Here is a 21495-nt window from a genome sequence, read left to right on the forward strand (position 1 = left end):
AAATCGCGGGTAAGTGACTTTGTTCCGCGGATAAGCTACTCCATTATTTCTCACAAAGTGCTTGATTTATTAAACCATACAAATTTAATCGGATTATTTTAAGCAGAAGTATTTACTTTTATGTGATAAAACATTATAGTTAGTTTATAAAATAATATTGATTCATCTTCGGGGCAGGGTGAAAATCCCGACCGGCGGTAATAGAGTTGTAAATCGCTAGTGTAGTAGTAAGCTACAGTAGCTCGCATGATTTACTAGATGGCTCTTCAGCCCGCGACCTGTGCAAAGATTTTTTTGCATGGCTGACTTGGTGTAATTCCAAGGCCGACAGTATAGTCTGGATGGGAGAAGATGGAGGTACGATCGTCATTCGTTGTTACGAATTAAGCTATGTGCGAACGTTTTTTTAGTGTGTCTTTAAATGCACGCTATGCACAAAAAATAGCTAGTAATGGCGTTATTTACTCATGCCTTTTCTCCCTTATGCTGATTTGCATAAGGGTTTTTTCGTGAAAAACAATCGATTACGTCGTAACCTTTCTTCTTGCAAGATTGAATCAGCAAAGAGGAGAGAGTTTTCAATGAAGAAAAATGTCAAACTGCAATCGTTTATTACGATTGGTATGCTGAGTAGTATTTCGTTTTTATTAATGTTATTTAATTTCCCGATTCCACCGTTCCCAGCCTTTTTGGAAGTGGATTTCAGTGATATGCCTGCCTTACTTGCAGCCATCACGATGGGCCCAGTAGCAGGTATTTTAGTAGAGCTATTTAAAAATGTTTTAGATTGGATTTTCTCTGGTACGCCAACGGGAGTGCCAGTTGGTCATATTGCAAACTTTGTAACAGGCATATTATTTATTTTGCCAGTATCATTTATTTTTAACCGTTTTAAAACGATTGGAGGTCTTGTTGGAGGATTAGCAACAGGAACGATTGTGATGGCGGTTGGCATGAGCTTGTTAAATATCGCAGTATTTTTACCGATGTACACTTATTTCTTAGGTATGGAGCCAGTCGTTGGTGATTCATTATACACAATGATTGTTGCAGGCATTTTACCATTTAATATCGTGAAAGGTGTGTTATTAACGGCGATTATGGCATTGTTATTCACAACGATGCGCAAATGGATCAACCAACAACGCACAATGTATTTATCGAAATAAGCGTAAAAAAGTATGATTTAGGATAGTGTTCAAGTAATGACACCTTATTAGACTGTTATGTCTAGGAGGTGTTTTTTTGTTGCTTAAATTTGCAATTTCAGATTTACTTTCCAAAAAAGAACTACAAAATTTAAGTAGAAATACATTAAAAGGTTATGCAATATCGACTCACATGGAAGAATATCGAAAGAAAGTACCAGCAAACCATATTGACTTTTTACAGGTGAATTTAGTATGAGGGAAGTAAAAGTTATTATCCAAGGTCATTAGGTTAAAATAACAAAAAAATTATGAGGGGAATGAAAAAATGTATGATATTTACCATTGGTTTAGGTATTGAAGCTGTTATTGGGATAATTGTCAACGCAATAACTTGAAGCGAATTGCTACTTAAATTAGTCAAGTTTAGATAATAAATTTGTTCAATCTCCCGCAAATTTCGACAATACCTTTGATTTTCGTGGGAGATTTCTTTTAAATAAGTATACTACTTTATTCGCATCTCGGAGGTACCAGGTCAGTTATATGCTTTATTCGATTACAGGCGTACAGTTCTAATGAAAATATCATATCTTCTATTAATCCAAAGAAAAAACAATTGCTCTACCACTAAAACTGCTAAAGAACCTGTCTTCAAATACTATACTATTTGTTTCTCCCCAAAGAGAGGGATCTCTAAAACAAATTAGTCTTCCTTTAGAGGTATGAATTCGACCACATACTACTACCAAATGTCCCCCTTTGCTTCCGTTTTTAGGGAACTTTGGAGCAATAGAACATATTACTGGGCCCTTTGTTACAAGCAAGTTTTCAAGTTGTTTACCGCTTTTAACAACTATAGGCTTACCCTTCACCCCATACATTTCTCCTAAATCGGCTAAACCTTGGTGTAACCATCCCTTCGAAATATAATACTTTCTTTTTAAACCTTCTTTAAGTAATTCTAATTGGGTTGGTATAGGTATTTTATAATGAGATATAACCATTCGTAAACACGCCAACCCACAACATCTATCGCTCCAATAGTCATGACTTCTTTCTTCAATAAGTAATCCCTTTGGCCAGTCATTCATACAAAACTTTTGACTATAACGAGGTATATAAAGAGAATAATTCATTAAATTATTTTCACAATCGTTATTATGTGATTGTATGTTTAGTTCCATATTTTATTCACGTCCAATAATTTTCTTGTTATATCTCAAATAAATTAAAAGATATTACTAGCGTTACATTAAATTAACTATACTTTAAAGAAAAAAAATATTCAATCATTTTATTATGTATAAAAAAGGTCCTTTATAATGGATAAAATCAGGTGGTAACCTGTCCAAATCCACTAATAAAGGACCAAAATTATGGTTAAGTTTATACGAAAAACTCCATCTGGAAATGGTTTTCAAGGATAAATCTTCAATTAAGAATAAAACAAAAAACACTCCTAGAAAACTGTTAATGAGCGTATGAAGGTGTGATGCCATAAGATTCTAGACATCATAGTAAATCAACACTTGTATATGAAGTTAATGTCATAACTTTGTGTTACATTTCTTCTGTTTAATTATAATGTTCGCTTAAATTCGACGCTAAAGACTAAAACGTTATATGTTAGGAAATGTATCTATTTAAATTTACTTTTATACTATAATCTTTTTATCAGTACTGATATTTCATACAAATTTTTACATTCTTGAATAGAATAATTAAGATGCGATTTGTTACGAAATTTAAAGAACTCGTTTTCAAAATTTAGATATAATAAATTCTAAATGAAATGTGGTAGTAATTGTTTTAAAAGGGAATAACTATATAGTAAAAATGCCATTAAATTTTATTGTAAGTGAAGTGAAAGGAGGAGATTTATGAATAATTTTATCAAGGGAGCTATTTATGCAGTTCTTTCGAGCATAGGATATGGGATTATGCCAATTTTTACAGTTAAAGCCTATGAATATGGTGTGACAGTGTATACTTTACTTTTTTTAAGATTCGGATTAAGTTCTATCATCTTTTTCCTTTTCTTCCTTGTGAAAGGTACAAATATAAGAATTGGTAAACATGAGGTGAAAAATCTTTTTATACTAGGTGGTATACTATTCACACTTTTATCTATTTTCCATTTTGAATCATTAAAATATATATCATCATCTATGGCAGTCTTGCTCTTATATTGTTTTCCTTTACTAGTTTGTATCATCTCTTATTTTTTATATAAAGAAAAATTAAGTATAGGATCAATACTAGCTTTAGTAGCAACTTTCATTAGCATGATTTATTTACTTGGAGTTTCATTAGATAAAATGAATGTCTATGGAATAGTCTTATCCCTTCTTGCAGCTTTGATCTTTGCAATATATATGATTGTGGGGAAAAGAGTAACTATTAATAATTCACCAGTAATAATAAGTGCCTATACAGCACTATTTGCAACTTTTGGCGTTTTCATAATTGGTGTAGTGAAGCAAGATATCTCTTTAAATTTTAATAACCAAGCATGGATACACATTGTTAGTATTGTGATTTTTTCAACTATTTTTGCTGAAATTACATTTTTTAAGTCGCTGGAATTGTTGAGTTCTTCTAACGTTTCGATGATTAGCATGGTAGAACCTGTATTTACTACTTTATTTGCTCTTGTTTTTTTAAATGAACGATTACAATTTTCACAACTTACTGGAGGAATGTTCGTTTTAATTAGTTTAGTCGTTTTAGTTTATTCTCAAAATAAGAGCATAAAAAAACCAGCAATAAATCGGACCCTAATTCAAAACGAACATATATAAATCAAAAGCGACTGCAACTCCATCATCTTTTAGTGATGATGATACAAAACCCATGATTAAAAGGAGAGATATAAATGAACACATTAGAGTTAGATACAAAGGAAAGTTATTGGAGTGCTGCTTTAAAAGAATTTGAACTTAAATCAAAAGTAACTTTAGGTACTTTTAAAAATAATGGATTTAAGTTAGTAAACGATACATTTTTTTTAGATAAAAAAATTATGCAATCACTTTCACAATTTGCTGATACTTATAATGTCAATGTAAATTCTATTTTATATTCAGCCTGGGGATTATTACTTCACAACTATAATGATACAGATTATGTTGTATTTGGTACAAGTACAACAGAAGGTAAAGTGCTACCGTTTTGTGTTAAAACTGATTTTGATATTACATCTATAAAATATATTAGACAAATTGAGAATGAATTAGAATTGATAAAATTATACAAAAATGTAACAGAAGAAGAAATTTTTTCTTATAATCAACTGGGTTTAAAAAGTGGTTTATTTGGTTCAATATTTTCGAGTGGTGAATCAAAAGCGGTTTTGTCAGAATATTTAGAAGAAAATGAGATTGAGATGTGTTTTGAAATAGATTTTTCGTTAAAATGTAGTATTTCCTACAACGATAATTTATTTGATAATTACGCAATATCGAAATTGAAAGAACATTTTTTTAATTTAGTATCTGAACTTACCTTAAATTCACATACTAAATTAGAGGATATTGCTATTCTTTCAAAAAAAGAAAAAAATCAAGTATTGTATGAATTTAATAATAAATCGATTAATTATGATATTACTAAAACTGTCGATGACTTTTTTGAAATGCAGGTTAAAAAAAATCCCAATAAAGTAGCTTTAATTTGTAAGGATAAAAGTTTTACATACGATGAACTTAATAAGAAATCCAATCAATTAGCTTTTTTACTACGTCAAAAAGGCGTTAAACCAGAAAAATTAGTAGGATTAGTAGTAGATCGATCCGAAGATTTAATTATTGGTATATTGGCGATTCTTAAAGCTGGCGGAGCTTATCTTCCTGTCGATCCAGCTTACCCATTACAACGTATTAATTATATGTATGAACAAGCGGAAATTGATTTACTATTAACACATAGTCATTTAAATATAGATTTGTCATTTCCTTGTGAAAAAATATATCTAGATAATTATCCTTTAAATCAATATCCAACTGACAATTTAGATAGATTACATAATGCAGAAAATCTAATCTATACGTTATATACTTCTGGTTCAACAGGGCAACCAAAAGGAGTTACTGTTGAGCATAGAAATGTTGTAGGATACTATCATAGTTTTATAGATGAATTTAAATTAACTGAAAATGATATTATGTTGCAGCAATCAACAGTATCATTTGATATTTCTGTAGAAGAAATTTTTCCTATTTTACTAACTGGCGGAACTTTGGTTATAGCATGTAAAGATGAAGTAGCCTCTATAGAAAAGCTTTTAATTGTAATGAGAAATAATAAAGTTACCATGATTAGCGGATTCCCTTTATTATTGAATGAATTAAACAAATATCCTCCTGTAGAATCGGTTCACACAATGATTAGTGGTGGAGACGTACTAAGAAAAGAATATATAAACAATTTAATTGATAAAGTTAAGATATATAATACTTATGGTCCGTCAGAGACAACTGTTTGTATCTCGTATTATGAAGTAACAAGTGAGAGAATACAAAGTGGCATTCCAACCGGTAAACCTATCGCTAACTATAAAGTATATATTTTAGATAAAAATCGAAAACCAGTTCCTATTGGAGTTCCAGGAGAAGTGTGTATTTCAGGTGTTGGTGTTTCCCGCGGATATTTGAATCGCCCTGATTTAACAAGTGAGCGCTTTTTAAAAAATCCATTCATACCGAATGAAAAAATGTATATTTCTGGAGATTTAGCAAGGTGGTCACCAGATGGGAATATTGAGTTTTTAGGTAGGATTGATAATCAAATAAAAATTTGTGGACGAAGAACTGAACCAGGTGAAGTGGAAGAAAAACTTCTAGAGCATCCAAATGTTACAGAAGCGTGTGTTATAGCTAGAGAAAACAAAGATAAAAATAAATATTTAACTGCTTATATAGTAATAAATGAAACTATTTCTGCTACAGATTTGAAAGAATATTTATATAAATTTTTACCAGACTTTATGGTACCATCCTATTATGTTGTATTAGATAAATTACCAATAAATATAAATGGAAAAATTGATAAAAATAATTTAGCTATTATTCTAAATTAAATTTACTTATTTATCTAGAGTAAGTCAGAAATATAAAATAGCGCACCTTTATGGCAAGCACAACGAATGGCCAGCTATCCGAAATTTTTTCGGCTAGCTGGCTATTTTGTGCATGTGTCTGGGATGTTTTTTGACAAAGACGAGTTGATGCCATTTGCTTTGACCGTCTCTGGTAATCTTAAACAGATTGCATTGGCTTTCGCACCAACTTCACTTACAGAGAAAGCCAATTTTCTTCGACCGATTACGATTGGGCGAATTGCATTTTCGGCTGGACGATTATCGATTTCAATCTAATCGTCAAATAGAAAAGCCCTTTAACCCTTGTACACGATTTAATTTGTATCTGCTGCTTTTGCGAGCACGTTTTTCCAAAAAAAGATAAGTCCTTTACCCCTTTCAAGAATTTCTCCACAATGGGCTTCGATTATTTTTGACGAACTTTTCAACGTTTTACTGGTGAAAGATGTTTAAATTGACATTCTAAGCGATTCAATTAATCACAATAATCGAAGTCCATATTCCCTCGTTACGATCGAATTTCAGGAAATCATGTCACAAATCTGTCTAACAGTTAGCGAATGTGACATTTTAGGAAGTCACCTTAGGTAGAATAACCATCACAAATTTCGGGTATACACCTAAGTGTAAAAACGAATAACCACTTATATGACTGGAAATTTTGATACTCAAATATATTTACGAATAATTACATATGTTGATTAACTTATTTTCACCTTTAAAATCTGATGAATGGAGTGATTCTATAGCTAATCTATTAAGAAAATTTAAGAATTAATATAGGGTAAGTGGAATATTTTAACAATCTTATTTTTTTATAAACAAAAAAGAAACATTACAGCGATTAATACCCAATTTAATACATTTAAGAAGCTTTTTGTAACACTTAAGATTTACAATACTAAATTATTAAATAATTTAGTAATATAAAAAGAGGAGGGGGGAGTATATGGAGGCTTTATTAAAGCTTGAAAATATCATTACGAAGGCTCTGATTCAAGAAAACCACAATGAGATAGAAAAGGAGAAAATTAGATTCGGTATACAACTAATTGTAAATGATATTTGGAAAATACTGTTTATTTATATAGTGGCATTCATTTTGAATTGCTTTATGGCCACACTAATAACACATATTACATTTATTGTATTACGACAAGTATCTTTTGGTTTTCATTTTCAAAGTAGCATTATTTGCTTAGTTGCAAGTATAGTTTCTTTGCCAATCGGTTTATACATAATCGATAGCAACCATATAAATGCTGACCATTTTATATTTTTAATTGGTATATTATCGACTCTTTTTTTACTATTAATAGCTCCTGTTGGAACTACAAAAAGACCCGTTTTTAATCAAAATCACCGAAACTATTTAAGAAAACAATTGTTCATTAGATTATCAATTCTATGGACTATTATTTTCGTTTTAAAAGGCGATTATCAATTATTTATTTTGTATGCAATAAATTTATTAGCAATATCAGTATTAATTCAAAAAATATTTGGAGGAAGTAATTATGAAAATTAGAAAACAATTATTAAATAAGGTATCGAACTTGGTTATTTTATTCGCAACTTCTGCGACTACATATGCATGTAACTTAGTTTTTCACGAAGTAAAAATACCAGAAAGTTTAAAAAAAGAAAGTAAATTTTAATTAAGTATTGGAGGATACTCAAATAGAAAGTAATTTCTTAATATTAGTAATTATTGAATTTTTTATTATAACGGGTTCTATATATTACTTACAGAATTTAAAATTTAATTTGGTTACTATAAGTTCAACTGTACTAATTTGGATATTAGCAGCAACAGCATTTTTATACGTTGAGTCTTGGAAAGTGATTTCTTTTCTTTTTATAACTATATTTATTTTTTTAAGCTTTAAATCCAATTTTTTAAAAATATGTATTGATTTAACTACTATCATTTTTATTGGAATTCTGTCTGAGTCATTATCACAAATTATGTTAGAATCTAGTAAATCGACTAATTCTCAGCTCATTTTATTTAGTTTAATTTATGTATCTTTGTTCAGCCTATTAAATCTCATTATACACAAATTGAAGAAAGATATTAGCATCATTGATTTTCCTTTAATAACCAAAATAATCTTTGTATTGCTTTTCAGTGTAACTGTCATTGTACTATACTTAAATATTTTTATTCCTTCAACATATGAAGAAATGCAGCTGACTAAAATTAATTTAACCATACAGCTTGTATATTTAGTTCTAATCTCTACATTAATTATGTTTCTAATAAAAATTATAAAAAAAGAGAATGCTCTTAAATATAAGCAACTGCAACAGTCTCAATACAATCAATATTTAATTTCTTTAGAAGCTGTTAATCAAGATATACAAAAATTCCAGCATGATTATATGAATATTTTATTGACTATGGATGGATATATTTCACAAGGGGATATAGAAGGTTTGAAAACCTACTTTAACAAAAAAATCCTAAAAGTAGAGAGCGATACTTTATTAAAAAATCAATTTATGAAGAATATTAGTAACTTAGCTATTATTGAATTAAAGGGTCTCCTTTTAACAAAATTATTATTAATACTAGAAAAAAATATAAAATTTCATATTGAACTCCCGCAAAAAATCAGTAGTATTCCTATCGATATAATTGATTTTTCGAGAATTTTAGGGATATTAATCGATAACGCAATTGAAGCAAATGAAGAATCTAAGAACGGAGTAATAAATCTTGCTATATTAAAAACAGCGAATGGATCAATACTCTTTGTAATCGAAAACTCATTTGAAGATACTCTAGACATTAATCAAATTTTCAATAAAAACTATTCAACGAAAAAAGGAAATAATCGTGGAAATGGTCTTGCAAATGTTACTGAAATTATTAAAAAATATCCAAATGTTCTATTAAATACTCGAATTGAGAATCAAATATTTATTCAAGAATTAGAATTAAACTATAGGAAGTGATATTTTGAGAGTTATTATATGTGAAGACGACATTTCACAACGGCAATTTATTTTAAATGAGATTGTTCAATATGCTAACTTTCATTTACCCGGCACTGAGGTTGTTTTATGTGCTTCAAGTGGTGCCGAAGTATTAAGTTATATAAATCAATATCCAGCCGATTGTTACTTTTTAGATATTGATTTAGAAGGCATTATGTGTGGATTAGAATTGGCAAGCTTAATTAGAGAAAAGGATTCATTAGCAAATATTATTTTTGTTACAATGTTTGCTGATAAGCTAAGGTTAACTTTTAAATATAAAATTGCTGCGATGGATTATATTGTAAAAGATCCTGATAAAGAAATTTTTCAAGAAAACCTAACACTTGCTTTAAATACTGCATACCAACGATATGTTTCTATTGGTCAACAAAGTGATAGAGTTAATATGTTACAGATAAAGGTTGGAGAAAACATTAAAAATATTAAATACGCAAATATTTATTACTTAGAAACAGCAACAGTGGCTCATAAGCTGAGATTACATACCAAAGATGGAACATACGAATTTTATGGGAAACTCAAAGACTATGAAAAATTAGATAGCAGATTCCGACGTTGTCATAATAGTTATTTAATAAATATAGATTACATGATAGAGTTTTCTCCTAAAGAAAGAATGCTTACCATGAGTAATGGACATAAATGTTTGGTTTCATTTCGTTACACAAAAAATATCACACGTGTTAATTAAATAAATTCATCCAGTTTTTATTAGCATAATTTACGTTAAATGCCAGTTCATCTTTAAGCCCTATCTGCCACTCGATTGACGAGGTAGCACAGACCAGATAATTAAAGCCCAAAAAAGTTGGCTAAACAGAGGCTGCCCCTCCTGGGGACGTCTAAAAAAACAGTAGCAAACCATTGATACAATTGGATTTGAGAGAAACTAGGTCTTCGGTCACTGATTCAGAATCCCTTTTTTATTACCTTGAAAATTACGTAAATATTGTACCGAAATTATCTTCCAATTCAATTGTATGGAGGATTTTTTTTATGACCAATAAGACAGGATTATTTGATGTAGACTTTTCACTGTCAACCAAAGAGCTTACTACTCAAGGGGGATATGCTATGTTAAGAAACTTGTCTGCTTTTGATAAAATGTGATTCCTCACCTTTAATAAACCATTATATTTTTAATTTATGGAAAGTACAGTTGTCCTGAAAATACTTGAAAGATAGTAAGTATAACAAGAACCATTTATGATATAATCCCTATGATTTACAAAATTGGAGGATTGGTGAATTTTGAAAAGAAAAAGGTTGGTACTCTTATTTTCCATGCTTGTATTACTAGTTTTATCGGCTTGCAGTGATTCAAGCGATGTTGATTCAAGTGATATTGATTCATTATGAAGATACAAATGACACAGGTAATACGAGTTCACCTTATACGGAAGATGAACTAATAAATGACCCTTTAGCTCCGTCTACGAATCCGAATGATTACAATTCAAACGGTGAATATGTCCCTGAAAATGGTCCTAGCGACAATCCTGCTGATTATAATGTAGATGGAGAATACAAGCCAATAGAAGATATGACGGAGGAAGAAAAGAGAGCAGAACTTGAAAGATTCTTTAATGGCGAATAGGACTAGTTATTAGGAAATTTTCTTCTACAAAACAGAGTGTTCAAAATGGGCATGTCTGAGGGGTATTTCAAGGTTACAGAATGGCTTGATAGCGTTCCTATGAAGCCAAATGGAAGCAAAGAAGCGAGATAATTAAGTGTTTATCTCGTTTTTTAATTTGAGATTATTCTCGGCATAAGATTTATAACAGTATTAAATTGTATCATGTAAAGTACAAAGTTATCTATGGAGTTGTAGGAACGTCTGTGAACCTCCTGTGAGTGTGAAAGTTGATTCATTCTTTGATGGTATCTATGGATGCTTCCTAAGCTGGTTGAGTGCAGAGTGTAGCAATAGGATTTCAAGTTCCTAACTTTCACTCCTAACTTTTCGGTAGTGAGATTATCTTGCAGTTAAGAACATACTTGTAATTCAGTAATAACTCCATTACAATCGATATTAACATTGAATAAATTAGTGTTCATTACTTATAAACTATTGATACTTATACTTTTTACGCTAATTCCCTCATTTAGCTTATTTCTTAGGTATGGAGCCAGTCGTTGGCGATTCATTATACACAATGATTGTTGCAGGCATTTTACCATTTAATATCGTGAAAGGTGTGTTATTAACGGCGATTATGGCATTGTTATTCACAACGATGCGCAAATGGATCAACCAACAACGCACAATGTATTTATCGAAATAATTCATTTCACCTCGAACATATTTATGTTCGAGGTTTTTTTATATAGAGCCAATAGCGTACTGGGAAATTTAGGAACTGTCTAGTCTAATTTACTATTTTAATGTACAATTAATAAGAGATTAGTTAGTTTTGAGGAGATTGAAGAGATGAGTGAGAATAAAGGACAGTGGTCCAGTAAATTAGGGTTTATTTTAGCATCAGCGGGTGCGGCAATTGGGCTAGGGGCTATTTGGAAGTTACCCTATGTCACAGGGCAAAGTGGTGGAGGCGCATTTTTCCTAATTTTTGTGCTTTTTACATTATTGATTGGCCTACCGATGTTATTATCCGAGTATATTTTAGGGCGGGGTACGCAATCGGAAGCTGTCACTGCCTATAAAAAAATTGTGCCAACGAAACCAGCTTGGGCTTGGATTGGACGTATGGGTGTACTGGGATGTTTTCTGTTATTAACCTTTTACAGTGTTGTAGGAGGATGGATTTTTATTTACAGCGGCCTTGGTGTATCAGGTGCAGTTATTGATTCTTCAGTTAATCCAGGCGATTTATTTGGAAAGATTATTAGCACACCGTGGATTACATTACTAGGTTTAGCGTTATTTACACTAACCAACGTACTTGTTATTTCGCTAGGTGTACAAAATGGTATTGAAAAAGCAAATAAGTGGATGATGCCATTATTATTTGTGATGTTTATCATTCTTGTTATTCGTGCATTAACTTTAGATGGGGCAATGGAAGGTGTGAAATTCTTCTTATGGCCTGATTTTTCTAATATAACAGGTAAAGCGTTACTAGAGGCGCTAGGGCAGTCATTCTTTGGTTTGGCAGTAGGGTTCTCTTGTTTGGTTACATATAGTTCGTATTTGAAAAAAGATGTTAGTTTACCAAACTCAGCAGGTTCCGTTGTTATCTTGACGGTACTTGTGTCGTTATTAGCAGGACTAGCTATTTTCCCAGTTGTATTTGCCTTTGATTTAGAACCACAAGCTGGGCCTGGCTTATTATTTATGGTGCTACCGACAGCATTTAGTCAAATGCCTTTTGGGGAAGTGTTTTTAGCCCTGTTTTTATTACTATTTTTATTTGCGACATTAACTTCGTCGTTTAGTTTATATGAAATCATCGTGGCAGCATTTATTGAAAAATGGCATATTTCGCGTTCAGTCTTAACGTTATTACTTGGAGTCATTGTTTTTGTTGCGGCAATTCCATCGGCATTATCGTCAAGTTTATTAGCGGATGTTTCCATATTTGGCAAGTCAATCTTTGATGCTACTGATTATTTAGTGTCTAATTTAATGCTACCATTGGGCAATTTATTGATAGCCATTTTTATTGCCTATGTAGTAGATAAAGACTTTGTGAAAAAAGAATTGCTTATGGGAAGTCAAGTGGGGCAAGGGTTTTATAACACGTATCGGCTACTTATGTTAGTGGTCGTCCCAATTGTAATTATCGTTGTTTTATTAAATATGCTTCTACAAAAATAATTGTAAAGCAGCTTAGAGATGGTTCTTGTATTGTACAGGAACCATCTTTTTTTCGATTAAGCACCAAGTGGTAGTGAAAAAAATACCTGCCATTAAAGCACTCTTTGCAAGTGTTTTAACTACAGGTACTATGTTTTTGGCACTTCAAGACATTAAGATGAGCTAACTTTTATCAAATTTATTGAAGCGGCGAGTACAATTCCGCCATCGCAAGTACGGAAGTCTGGCCCGATATTTCTTAATTGAACTGTTCCATTATCTGGGATAAACACAATTGTTCCTCCAGTAATTGGTACGCATTCATATCTATCGACTTCTGTATTTAATGCTCCATATCTCGTTTGGATTGGATTCACTTCGGCATTATTAACAAAAAGAGCTGTAACGATTGTAACGTTACCTGTCCCGAATGGGGAGAAGTTTCCATTTACATGATAATCAATATAGTACGCCCCTCCTTGGGACACTCTGATAGTCACTGTATCGGGGTCTAACGTGATACCAGCTGTTTCCCCCATACCGTTCCAAGGCATAGCTTGATTGGTAGCAAGCGTGATAAAATTTGTTTGAAAAAAGTTCCCGTATGTGGAAGGGGATACTGCTGGCGGTTGTGCGTTTGGATTGATGTGACAAATATCGATGGCTTTAATAACAGGCAAACTAGATTGGCAACGTTCGCATGAACAATTTTTTGGACAACGATTCAAAGACTGTACCTCCTAATACATTTTTCTACTAGTTTATTTAATTTATCTTTTTTTGCCTGTGTGTGCATTTAACTTATTTCTCTATAGCCTTAGACAAAAAAGAGCAGACGAATATATGTCTGCTCCGCTGTTTAAACTATTGTCAGAATTGTTTGCGTGCCTGTCACCATTTAATATTCACTTAGTGCGAGTTCGCCGAACCATTTTTCTTCTTTAATGAACTGCTTCGCTTGGAGTTCACTTTTGGCAATAGGGAAAACTTTATCGCATTGTGAGATGGCAAATAATTTACGAATAAAATCATCTGTCACAATAATCGCTATTTTCTTATCGAGCGTTGTGACTTTCTTTGCAAAATTGATAATCATACCAAAACCAGTACTATCAATATTCGTCACCTTTTGCATATCGATAATATAGCCGTGTTTTGTGTCAAAACTAATCGCGTGAAGCTCCTCTTTTAAATCCCCAATCAATCCATATTCTAATTTACCAGTAAAGGCGATTAAAATATAATCAGCCTTAGTATCAATATTAATCATATTTTTCTGATTCATAAATTACGCCTCCTTATATGTTTAAAGTTAGATTGTAAATTTATTTACTTCGTTTTGTAAGTTAGTCGAAATTTCGGCTAATTCCTCTGAGTTTTGTGAGATTTCCGCAACGGTTGCGTGCTGTTCTTCGGAAGTTGCTGCAATTTCTTCGGTCGCTGCTGCAGAATCTTCAATGATACGTGAGATATCATGTATAGCTTGTTGGACATCTAATGAATTGTCATTGACATGGGTGAATGCTGATTTCATTTCCTTCACACCTTGCTCTGTTTCCACAACTTGTTCGACAATCTCTTGTAAAGCATTGCCTCCTTTACTAATGATGTGTACCTGCTCTTCGACAGCGAGTAAATTACTTTCCATTGTCCGAACGGTTACAGCGGTTTCGGCTTGTATATCTTTAATTAAACTCGTAATTTGCCCAGAAGCTAAACTTGATTGTTCGGCTAGCTGGCGTACTTCGGAAGCTACTACGGCGAAGCCTTTTCCTTGCTCACCCGCTCGAGCTGCTTCGATAGCGGCGTTTAATGCCAATAAATTTGTTTGTTCTGCAATCCCTGTAATAACAGTTATAATACCGCCGATTTCTTCGGAACGTTTGCCTAGTTTTTGAATAGAATCGGTAGCATAGGAAACGGTTTGCGTGACAGAGTTTAAATGTTTTATGGCTTCGTTAATCGCATCCTCGCCTTTTCGTGCGATGTGGGTCGATTGAATGGCTCTCTCTAAAGTAGCTTCTGCCTTTTGTAAGCTATTGGCTACTTCATCATTCGTTTTTTGCATCATTTTCACAATATGCTCCGCCTGATCGGATTGCGTGCTAGTGCCGCTTGCAATATCATTCATTGTTAATGCCACTTGGTTTGAGGCTTCGCTAGTTTGGCGAGAAGATTCTGCTAAAACTAGCGAAGTACTTGCGATTTGATTGGCGCTATTGGCGACAACGTTGATTGTTTCAGTTATACGGGTCTTCATCGCATTGAAAGCTTGTGCTAAATTAGCAATTTCATCTTGTCCTTTAGGATGTAATATTTTCACATTTAAATTTAAATCTGCTAGTTCTTTGGCATTGGCGCTTAATTGATTGATAGGCGCAATAATTTGGCGTTGTAAAAACCAACTGATGATGACAAACAGTAAAGCTGAAATAATTAATAACACGATAACATTTTTCATAACACTTTCAGTAGCGGCATTCGTATAGGTCGCTAATGGTAAGGCAATTGACAACATGCCTATAATTTCGTTCAAATTATTTGTAATAGGTCCTGTAACGACTTCGTATGGCTCCCCTAGCACATCTGCTGAACCGATATAGCGCTGCTCTTTTTGCTCTAAAACGGTCGTGATTAGTTCACTAGGAGCCTTTGTATTAATAGCTCTCTCACCATTTTCAATAATATTTGTACTAACCCGAGTATCATATTGAAAGATTGTGATGGCATCACCATGTGTTAGATTACTGAGTTTGTCAACAATATCAAAATTACCAACAATTTTCACATCTCCTTTATGCAATTCATTATTTTTGATGTGCCAGTCACCGGGAATTTTGGCATCTAAATACTCGTAACTTGAATCTATATCCGATAGTAGTTTTGCATTGACAGTTTCGATTAGATTATTTTTTGCGTCGGTATAACTGACAATCGTTATTACCGTAATCATAAGTAAAATGCAAGTAATGAGTAGTAAGTTAATTTTTTTGCGGATTGTCCATTTCATAAAAAGTCCCTCCTAATCTCAGATGTACCTATCCATGGATTTTCTTAGAAACACCGACTAAAAATTTTGTTTTCGAAATATGTTTGAACCAAATAGAATCCACCATTTGTTTGACAAAAAATAACCCGCGACCTCGATCTGTATAATTATGTTCGTTAAGATCAAATTGCAAAGCCTTTTCCAAATTATTTTCGGTAATCCCTTGTGCTTCATCGATAACGGTTAACTTAATTTCCTCGTCGTTGTGTGTTACTTGCACTTGAATTGTGTTGTGGGAGAGGGGATGTAATGATTTTTCCGTTGCTTCAACTGCATTAATAACTAATTCGTGTAAGACAAAACGTAATTCTCTACTAAAAGGTACATTATAAAGCGTTGTATAATTTTCCATTGTCTTATCTATAAAATGAACTGCTTGCATATTCGCTTGAACTCGCAGTGTAAATTCCAATACCAATCACCTATCTTGTACTTGAAATAACAATTACATTTTCGCTAGCATTTCAGTAAAAAATGTAAGCAAATAAAATAGGTCATCGCCATTATAGTGAGAAAATAATAAATGGAAGTGCCTGACGCCATAAAGGGAAAGGCTTTTAGCGCATAAAAAATGTTTCTTTTCATACAAAAGCTGTCATTATCGTCATAAATATACCTTGTTAGGCTCTGTGTAACCTTCTAAACGCTAGATTATGTAGCTAACGATTTAATCACAATCCGTAATGTTTGAAACAAGTTCGTTATTTAACGGTAGTGTGTATTCACAAGTAGAGAACGAGTTTACTCGCAACGTATAGTTTTAAATATTGCTGTTATCACCCTCGTAGTACATGTCACACCTATAGCAGTGAAAAATACTAGGAAGTCTATATATTTTAGTTGGTGACCATGCATTGTTAAGGAAATTTTGGCGATGACTAATCTTTTACTTGGAGCTTGCGAAGTTGGGCTTTAACTTGGTAGTTTAAGACCGTTTAAAGGGAGTATAGAACTAGATGGAATTAAAGGTCTTTATCCACCAACGTCATAATTATAAAAGGTACTTTCGAATTATACAATTACTTTAATAGACAATGGTAAATATCCATTTATTGAATAGTTCAAAGTATCCAATAAACTCTATAAAAATAAATTCGCTTTTAATGTACCAGTAAAATATAAAAAAAGCAAGACTAATGTTCTATATAAAATATATTTTAATTAATATTTAAGTTTTATTTTTTGCTCTGATATTGATACTTATAGACTATTTCACTAGCCTTTTATTTAGGGTGGACAATGAAAGGCAACAAGTAGGCTTCTATACATCTAAAAAGAAGATAAGAATATTCTAAAAATTCTATGTAATAAAACCTTACATGCCCATTGCGCTCACTAGTTGTTTTAGTGTAATTTAAAAGCAGTTCTAAAAAACGGATGTTAAGAAAAATGACAAATTGGAGTGGTGAAGAATGAAACATCATACTAGAGATGATATTATCCGCATGGTGAAAGAGGAAAATGTGAAATTTATTCGCCTACAATTTACTGATATATTGGGCTCAATCAAGAATGTAGAAATACCAGTTAGTCAGTTAGCTAAGGCATTAGACAATAAAGTGATGTTTGATGGTTCCTCGATTGAAGGATTTGTTCGTATTGAGGAATCCGATATGTATTTACGCCCGGATCTTGATACATTCGTAATCTTCCCGTGGACGGCTGAAAGAGGCAAGGTAGCACGCTTTATATGTGATATTGCACGGCCAGACGGTACAGCATTTGAGGGCGATCCACGCTCTAACTTGAAGCGCGTCTTAAAAGAAATGGAAGAATTGGGCTTTACTTCTTTTAACCTTGGACCAGAACCGGAATTTTTCTTATTTAAACTAGATGAAAAAGGTCATCCAACACTGGAATTAAATGATAGCGGTGGGTATTTCGATTTAGCACCGACGGATTTAGGTGAAAACTGTCGACGGGATATTGTGCTGGAGCTAGAGGGCATGGGTTTTGAAATTGAAGCGTCCCATCATGAAGTGGCACCGGGTCAGCATGAAATTGACTTTAAATATGCCAGTGCCATTGAAGCATGTGATAACATTCAAACGTTTAAACTGGTTGTTAAAACGGTAGCAGCTCAACACGGCTTGCATGCAACTTTTATGCCGAAACCTTTATTTGGAGTGAATGGTTCAGGGATGCACTTTAATCTGTCATTATTTGAAGGAGAAAATAATGCCTTCTATGATGAACATGCAGAATTGCAATTAAGTCAAACGGCACGTAGTTTTATGGCAGGGATTATGAAGCATGTGCACGGCTTTACAGCAGTAACGAATCCATTAGTCAATTCCTACAAACGTTTAGTGCCTGGCTATGAGGCGCCATGTTACGTAGCTTGGTCAGCACAAAATCGCTCACCGCTTATTCGTATCCCTGCGGCACGAGGACTTTCCACACGTATTGAATTGCGTTCTGTTGATCCAGCAGCCAACCCATACTTAGCAATGGCAGTTATTTTAGCCTCTGGGCTCGATGGGATTCGCAAAGGCTTAACACCGCCAGACGCTGTGGACCGAAATATTTATAAAATGAATCGTGTAGAACGTGAAATGAATGGCATCGATAGTTTACCATCTTCATTAGAATATGCACTGATAGAACTAGAAATGGACCATACCGTTCGTGACGCACTAGGCATTCATATTTTTGAAAAGTTCACCGCAGCGAAAGAAATTGAATGGAACAAATACCGCACACGCGTCCACGACTGGGAACGCGATGAATATATAACAATGTACTAACAAAGAAGTGTTGGGGCTGTAAGGCTCCGACACTTCTTTGTTTTTTTGCCCACATGGGTTTGTTTTGCTGTCCACAAATTGCCCACAAGAATTATTTTTATTTTTGTTGCTCCATATATTTATCAAAACTATCAATTGATTTTTGTTTAATATTATCTGATAAATGTGCATAAATATTCATTGTTGTCATAATGGACTCATGACCTAATCTTTCAGAAATCGACTTCATATCCCATCCAGCCTCCATCAACATAACAGTGTGAGTATGACGGGTAGAGTGAATTGGAAGTTTTTCTATACCAACATGTTCAAGAGCTGATTTGAATATATTGTATAGGGTAGAACGGGGAAGTGGCGAGCCATCATCACGAGCAAAAATAAGATTCAATTCATGGTTGTATAAAGCACCAACTAACATTTTTTGTTCTGTACGATACTTTATATACGTTTTCAATTTTTGCATGTACTTTGTTCGCATTTGAATATCCCGATTAGATGCAGCTGTTTTGGGCGAACCTAATATCTCATCTTCATCCTCTGGATGAAAGTTAAGAGTCTGATCTACTTTTAATGAACTATTTCGCCAATCTATATCATCCAATCGAAGTGCAGCACATTCACCTTTTCGCATCCCACTTTCAAAAAGCGTTTCAAAAAATAAGCCATAGGTATAATCTCGTTTGTAAATGTAAGCTAGTATTTCTTGTACATACTTTGGCTCAACAAATTTTAGTTTTTTGGTCGGCAATTTCTTCATAACTACATGTTCACATGGATTTTTAATGATGTAACCATTAATCACAGCTCTTTTCATACATTGATTAATAGCACTGTGAATACGTTTAGCACTATTTAAAGCAAGTCCTTTCTCCATTAGAGAATCGATAAATTTCTGATACATCATCGGTTTTATATCGCACAATTTATAGTTGCCGAAATTTAGAATTCCATGTTTTGTAATAGCATGTTTATAAGTGCGGTACGTGCTGGTTTTTACTTTTCCTTTTATATAGTGTTCAAGCCAAGATAAAGAAAATTCTTCAAATGTAGCCATACCAGCATACGACTCATGAGAACTAAACTCCAGTTCCTTTTGTCGTGCAGCAAGCTGCGCTTCCTTCTTTGTTACAAAACCACTTTCACCATACTCACGCCACTCGTCTTGATTATCCTTCACACGAATCCGGTATGACCAATACTTACCTCTCCTACGAAATGAAGCCATACTAATCCCTCCTTAATTAGCACACTAGTGAGTAATCACAGTTCCTGTAAACTTTTTCGATATGCCAATTCGGCATAAACTCTTTTATTGCTTATGTATTGTGTCAGTCGTTTTACAGCAAAATCGTATTCGACATTAAATAGCTCTTGTATTTGGATTGCTGTTATTGCATTGTTGTCGTATAGATTTAGCTCGTCCAACATGAAAGAAGGGATACAGGCATGATACATGAAGTTATTTGCCTTGTTCTCTTGGTACTCTATCCAAGTATGGGCCATACGACCTTGATGACCCGTGTGAAAAAGGACATGTGCTAGCTCATGACAAAAATCTTGCCATTGTTGCTGGAAAGACAAATGCTCATTTAAAAAAATAAAATTCGAGTTTTTTAAAAAAGCAGCTTGGCTACTTTCGTCCCAGTAATGTATCTTGATATCTAAACAATCTGCTATTTTAAAAAAATTTATTTGTTTTGGCTTAAGAATATCCATTTTGATATAAAACTGTTTGATGAAATCATCTAAGTGACTAGAATACATGAAATCGACTCCTTAAAATAGAACAAGTGTTCTTTTTAAGTGTACAATAAATCCCCACTATTTGGTAGGGGGGAAGTCTAGTTTTTTAATTTGTATATTTCAATTATATATTTTTCTCCATTATTTCGTTTAACAGCTTTAATTTTTTTTGCTTTATTAAATAAAACTGATGTATTTTCACTGATTGAATAATCTAATTCTAATTTAAATTCTATAGGTAATCTATTTTCTAGAATAGAAATCAAGATATATTCTTTTTTCTCAATTGGTTTATAGACTACGAGTAGTACAACTTGCATTAATGAGAAAAAAAGAAAAATTAAAATAGATTCTAAATTATTTTGCTGGGATATTTCACTGATTGAAGTAATATAGAACGGGAGTAAGAGTGAAACAGCGAAAATTACACTTGAAATAAAAGTAAAGATTAAAATAATTATATAAAATATTGAATGGAGAAGGTGTTTTTTATTCACATAAATTTGTATTTTCTTCAGACGAGCAAAAACATAGAATAATAAGAAGAGAACGGATAAAACAACAAACACTATAGATAAAAATAAAAAAATAACAAATATGAGTGGGGCTTTTACCATAATATATGCATTTAAAAAAGTAAATCCTGTGAACATTATGTACAAAACTAAAAAAATGAAAATTGTTTTTGTAATTTGAATAGGGCTGTGGCTCCGTTTATGCATTAACTTAATATCAAATGAATCATACGATAAAGAAGTAAAAAGTTTAGGAATTAAAATCATAAATACGATAACAGGTATAGTACAAATTAAATAATAAGGTGAAATGTTAATTTTCTCATATTGTATACTTTTTAAAAATAGCTTAATAAATTCTATAGTCATGACAATTGATTCTCCTTCATAACATATGTAATAAAAATTATAGTTATATATTTTTAT

At 32.7% G+C, this 21495-nt stretch carries 21 protein-coding genes and 1 riboswitch; of the genes, 13 read left to right on the forward strand and 8 right to left on the reverse strand.

Annotation, left to right across the window (positions count from 1 at the left end):
• The first annotated feature begins 160 nt into the window (after positions 1-160).
• Positions 161-357, forward strand: a riboswitch (FMN riboswitch).
• 224 nt (positions 358-581) lie between these two features.
• Positions 582-1169, forward strand: coding sequence for an ECF transporter S component (locus I5435_RS06160; protein WP_024361484.1), 588 nt, complete (start codon positions 582-584; stop codon positions 1167-1169).
• 79 nt (positions 1170-1248) lie between these two features.
• Positions 1249-1407, forward strand: a complete 159-nt coding sequence (locus I5435_RS06165; RefSeq protein WP_193768770.1) for a hypothetical protein — start codon at positions 1249-1251, stop codon at positions 1405-1407.
• A 340-nt stretch (positions 1408-1747) separates the two neighbouring features.
• Here the strand turns inward: I5435_RS06165 and I5435_RS06170 are convergent, their stop codons facing one another.
• The gene (locus tag I5435_RS06170; protein WP_108029606.1) at positions 1748-2335 is read right to left on the reverse strand and encodes a C39 family peptidase; all 588 of its coding nucleotides are present in this window, start codon (positions 2333-2335) and stop codon (positions 1748-1750) included.
• A gap of 696 nt (positions 2336-3031) precedes the next feature.
• On the opposite strand from I5435_RS06170, the gene I5435_RS06175 reads away from it, so the two are divergent.
• From I5435_RS06175 to I5435_RS06220, 10 genes are all read left to right on the forward strand, one after another.
• Positions 3032-3952: a DMT family transporter gene (locus I5435_RS06175; protein WP_108029607.1), complete on the forward strand. Its 921-nt coding sequence runs from the start codon at positions 3032-3034 to the stop codon at positions 3950-3952.
• Between the two features lie 74 nt (positions 3953-4026).
• Entirely contained in the window at positions 4027-6228 is a 2202-nt protein-coding gene (locus I5435_RS06180; protein ID WP_108029608.1) for a non-ribosomal peptide synthetase, read from the forward strand.
• 66 nt (positions 6229-6294) lie between these two features.
• Positions 6295-6525, forward strand: coding sequence for a hypothetical protein (locus I5435_RS23140; protein WP_024361480.1), 231 nt, complete (start codon positions 6295-6297; stop codon positions 6523-6525).
• Positions 6526-7198: 673 nt separating this feature from the next.
• On the forward strand, positions 7199-7777 hold the full coding sequence (locus tag I5435_RS06190) for an accessory gene regulator ArgB-like protein (protein ID WP_108029609.1): 579 nt from the start codon (positions 7199-7201) through the stop codon (positions 7775-7777).
• A complete protein-coding gene (locus I5435_RS06195; protein ID WP_080653286.1) occupies positions 7767-7907 on the forward strand; it encodes a cyclic lactone autoinducer peptide in 141 nt (46 codons plus the stop codon). Before I5435_RS06190 ends, I5435_RS06195 begins: the two co-directional genes overlap by 11 nt.
• A gap of 109 nt (positions 7908-8016) precedes the next feature.
• The gene (locus I5435_RS06200) at positions 8017-9210 is read left to right on the forward strand and encodes a GHKL domain-containing protein (RefSeq protein WP_337983407.1); all 1194 of its coding nucleotides are present in this window, start codon (positions 8017-8019) and stop codon (positions 9208-9210) included.
• Between the two features lie 4 nt (positions 9211-9214).
• Positions 9215-9946, forward strand: a complete 732-nt coding sequence (locus I5435_RS06205; protein ID WP_024361477.1) for a LytR/AlgR family response regulator transcription factor — start codon at positions 9215-9217, stop codon at positions 9944-9946.
• A gap of 636 nt (positions 9947-10582) precedes the next feature.
• On the forward strand, positions 10583-10852 hold the full coding sequence (locus I5435_RS06210; RefSeq protein WP_337983408.1) for a hypothetical protein: 270 nt from the start codon (positions 10583-10585) through the stop codon (positions 10850-10852).
• 529 nt (positions 10853-11381) lie between these two features.
• On the forward strand, positions 11382-11543 hold the full coding sequence (locus tag I5435_RS06215; protein WP_337983409.1) for a hypothetical protein: 162 nt from the start codon (positions 11382-11384) through the stop codon (positions 11541-11543).
• Between the two features lie 146 nt (positions 11544-11689).
• On the forward strand, positions 11690-13036 hold the full coding sequence (locus I5435_RS06220) for a sodium-dependent transporter (protein WP_025218916.1): 1347 nt from the start codon (positions 11690-11692) through the stop codon (positions 13034-13036).
• A gap of 152 nt (positions 13037-13188) precedes the next feature.
• Here the strand turns inward: I5435_RS06220 and I5435_RS06225 are convergent, their stop codons facing one another.
• From I5435_RS06225 to I5435_RS06240, 4 genes are all read right to left on the reverse strand, one after another.
• Entirely contained in the window at positions 13189-13743 is a 555-nt protein-coding gene (locus I5435_RS06225) for a hypothetical protein (RefSeq protein WP_025218917.1), read from the reverse strand.
• Between the two features lie 170 nt (positions 13744-13913).
• Complete coding sequence (locus I5435_RS06230; protein ID WP_025218918.1) at positions 13914-14300, reverse strand: STAS domain-containing protein; 387 nt, start codon at positions 14298-14300, stop codon at positions 13914-13916.
• A 27-nt stretch (positions 14301-14327) separates the two neighbouring features.
• Positions 14328-16025: a methyl-accepting chemotaxis protein gene (locus I5435_RS06235; RefSeq protein WP_337983410.1), complete on the reverse strand. Its 1698-nt coding sequence runs from the start codon at positions 16023-16025 to the stop codon at positions 14328-14330.
• A 28-nt stretch (positions 16026-16053) separates the two neighbouring features.
• Positions 16054-16476 (reverse strand): ATP-binding protein, encoded by a 423-nt coding sequence (locus I5435_RS06240; protein ID WP_024361471.1) that lies wholly within the window; start codon positions 16474-16476, stop codon positions 16054-16056.
• 1000 nt (positions 16477-17476) lie between these two features.
• On the opposite strand from I5435_RS06240, the gene glnA reads away from it, so the two are divergent.
• On the forward strand, positions 17477-18811 hold the full coding sequence (gene glnA / locus I5435_RS06245; protein ID WP_337983411.1) for a type I glutamate--ammonia ligase: 1335 nt from the start codon (positions 17477-17479) through the stop codon (positions 18809-18811).
• 97 nt (positions 18812-18908) lie between these two features.
• Here glnA and I5435_RS06250 read toward each other — a convergent pair whose 3' ends face one another.
• From I5435_RS06250 to I5435_RS06260, 3 genes are all read right to left on the reverse strand, one after another.
• On the reverse strand, positions 18909-20036 hold the full coding sequence (locus I5435_RS06250; protein WP_337983412.1) for a tyrosine-type recombinase/integrase: 1128 nt from the start codon (positions 20034-20036) through the stop codon (positions 18909-18911).
• A 35-nt stretch (positions 20037-20071) separates the two neighbouring features.
• Entirely contained in the window at positions 20072-20575 is a 504-nt protein-coding gene (locus I5435_RS06255; protein ID WP_337983413.1) for an ImmA/IrrE family metallo-endopeptidase, read from the reverse strand.
• Positions 20576-20652: 77 nt separating this feature from the next.
• On the reverse strand, positions 20653-21438 hold the full coding sequence (locus I5435_RS06260; protein WP_337983414.1) for a hypothetical protein: 786 nt from the start codon (positions 21436-21438) through the stop codon (positions 20653-20655).
• Positions 21439-21495: the final 57 nt, after the last annotated feature.

The sequence above is a fragment of the Lysinibacillus sp. C5.1 genome, from assembly GCF_016350185.1.
GTDB classification, from domain to species: Bacteria; Bacillota; Bacilli; order Bacillales_A; family Planococcaceae; genus Lysinibacillus; species Lysinibacillus sphaericus.

Coding starts and splice junctions, on each gene's coding strand:
- I5435_RS06195 (WP_080653286.1), top strand. CDS start 7,767: ATGAAAATTAGAAAACAATTATTAAATAAGGTATCGAACTTGGTTATT.
- I5435_RS06220 (WP_025218916.1), top strand. CDS start 11,690: ATGAGTGAGAATAAAGGACAGTGGTCCAGTAAATTAGGGTTTATTTTA.
- I5435_RS06180 (WP_108029608.1), top strand. CDS start 4,027: ATGAACACATTAGAGTTAGATACAAAGGAAAGTTATTGGAGTGCTGCT.
- I5435_RS06160 (WP_024361484.1), top strand. CDS start 582: ATGAAGAAAAATGTCAAACTGCAATCGTTTATTACGATTGGTATGCTG.
- I5435_RS23140 (WP_024361480.1), top strand. CDS start 6,295: ATGGCCAGCTATCCGAAATTTTTTCGGCTAGCTGGCTATTTTGTGCAT.
- I5435_RS06260 (WP_337983414.1), bottom strand. CDS start 21,438: ATGACTATAGAATTTATTAAGCTATTTTTAAAAAGTATACAATATGAG.
- I5435_RS06235 (WP_337983410.1), bottom strand. CDS start 16,025: ATGAAATGGACAATCCGCAAAAAAATTAACTTACTACTCATTACTTGC.
- I5435_RS06190 (WP_108029609.1), top strand. CDS start 7,199: ATGGAGGCTTTATTAAAGCTTGAAAATATCATTACGAAGGCTCTGATT.
- I5435_RS06210 (WP_337983408.1), top strand. CDS start 10,583: ATGTTGATTCAAGTGATATTGATTCATTATGAAGATACAAATGACACA.
- I5435_RS06255 (WP_337983413.1), bottom strand. CDS start 20,575: ATGTATTCTAGTCACTTAGATGATTTCATCAAACAGTTTTATATCAAA.
- I5435_RS06250 (WP_337983412.1), bottom strand. CDS start 20,036: ATGGCTTCATTTCGTAGGAGAGGTAAGTATTGGTCATACCGGATTCGT.
- I5435_RS06230 (WP_025218918.1), bottom strand. CDS start 14,300: ATGAATCAGAAAAATATGATTAATATTGATACTAAGGCTGATTATATT.
- I5435_RS06215 (WP_337983409.1), top strand. CDS start 11,382: ATGGAGCCAGTCGTTGGCGATTCATTATACACAATGATTGTTGCAGGC.
- I5435_RS06175 (WP_108029607.1), top strand. CDS start 3,032: ATGAATAATTTTATCAAGGGAGCTATTTATGCAGTTCTTTCGAGCATA.
- glnA (WP_337983411.1), top strand. CDS start 17,477: ATGAAACATCATACTAGAGATGATATTATCCGCATGGTGAAAGAGGAA.
- I5435_RS06170 (WP_108029606.1), bottom strand. CDS start 2,335: ATGGAACTAAACATACAATCACATAATAACGATTGTGAAAATAATTTA.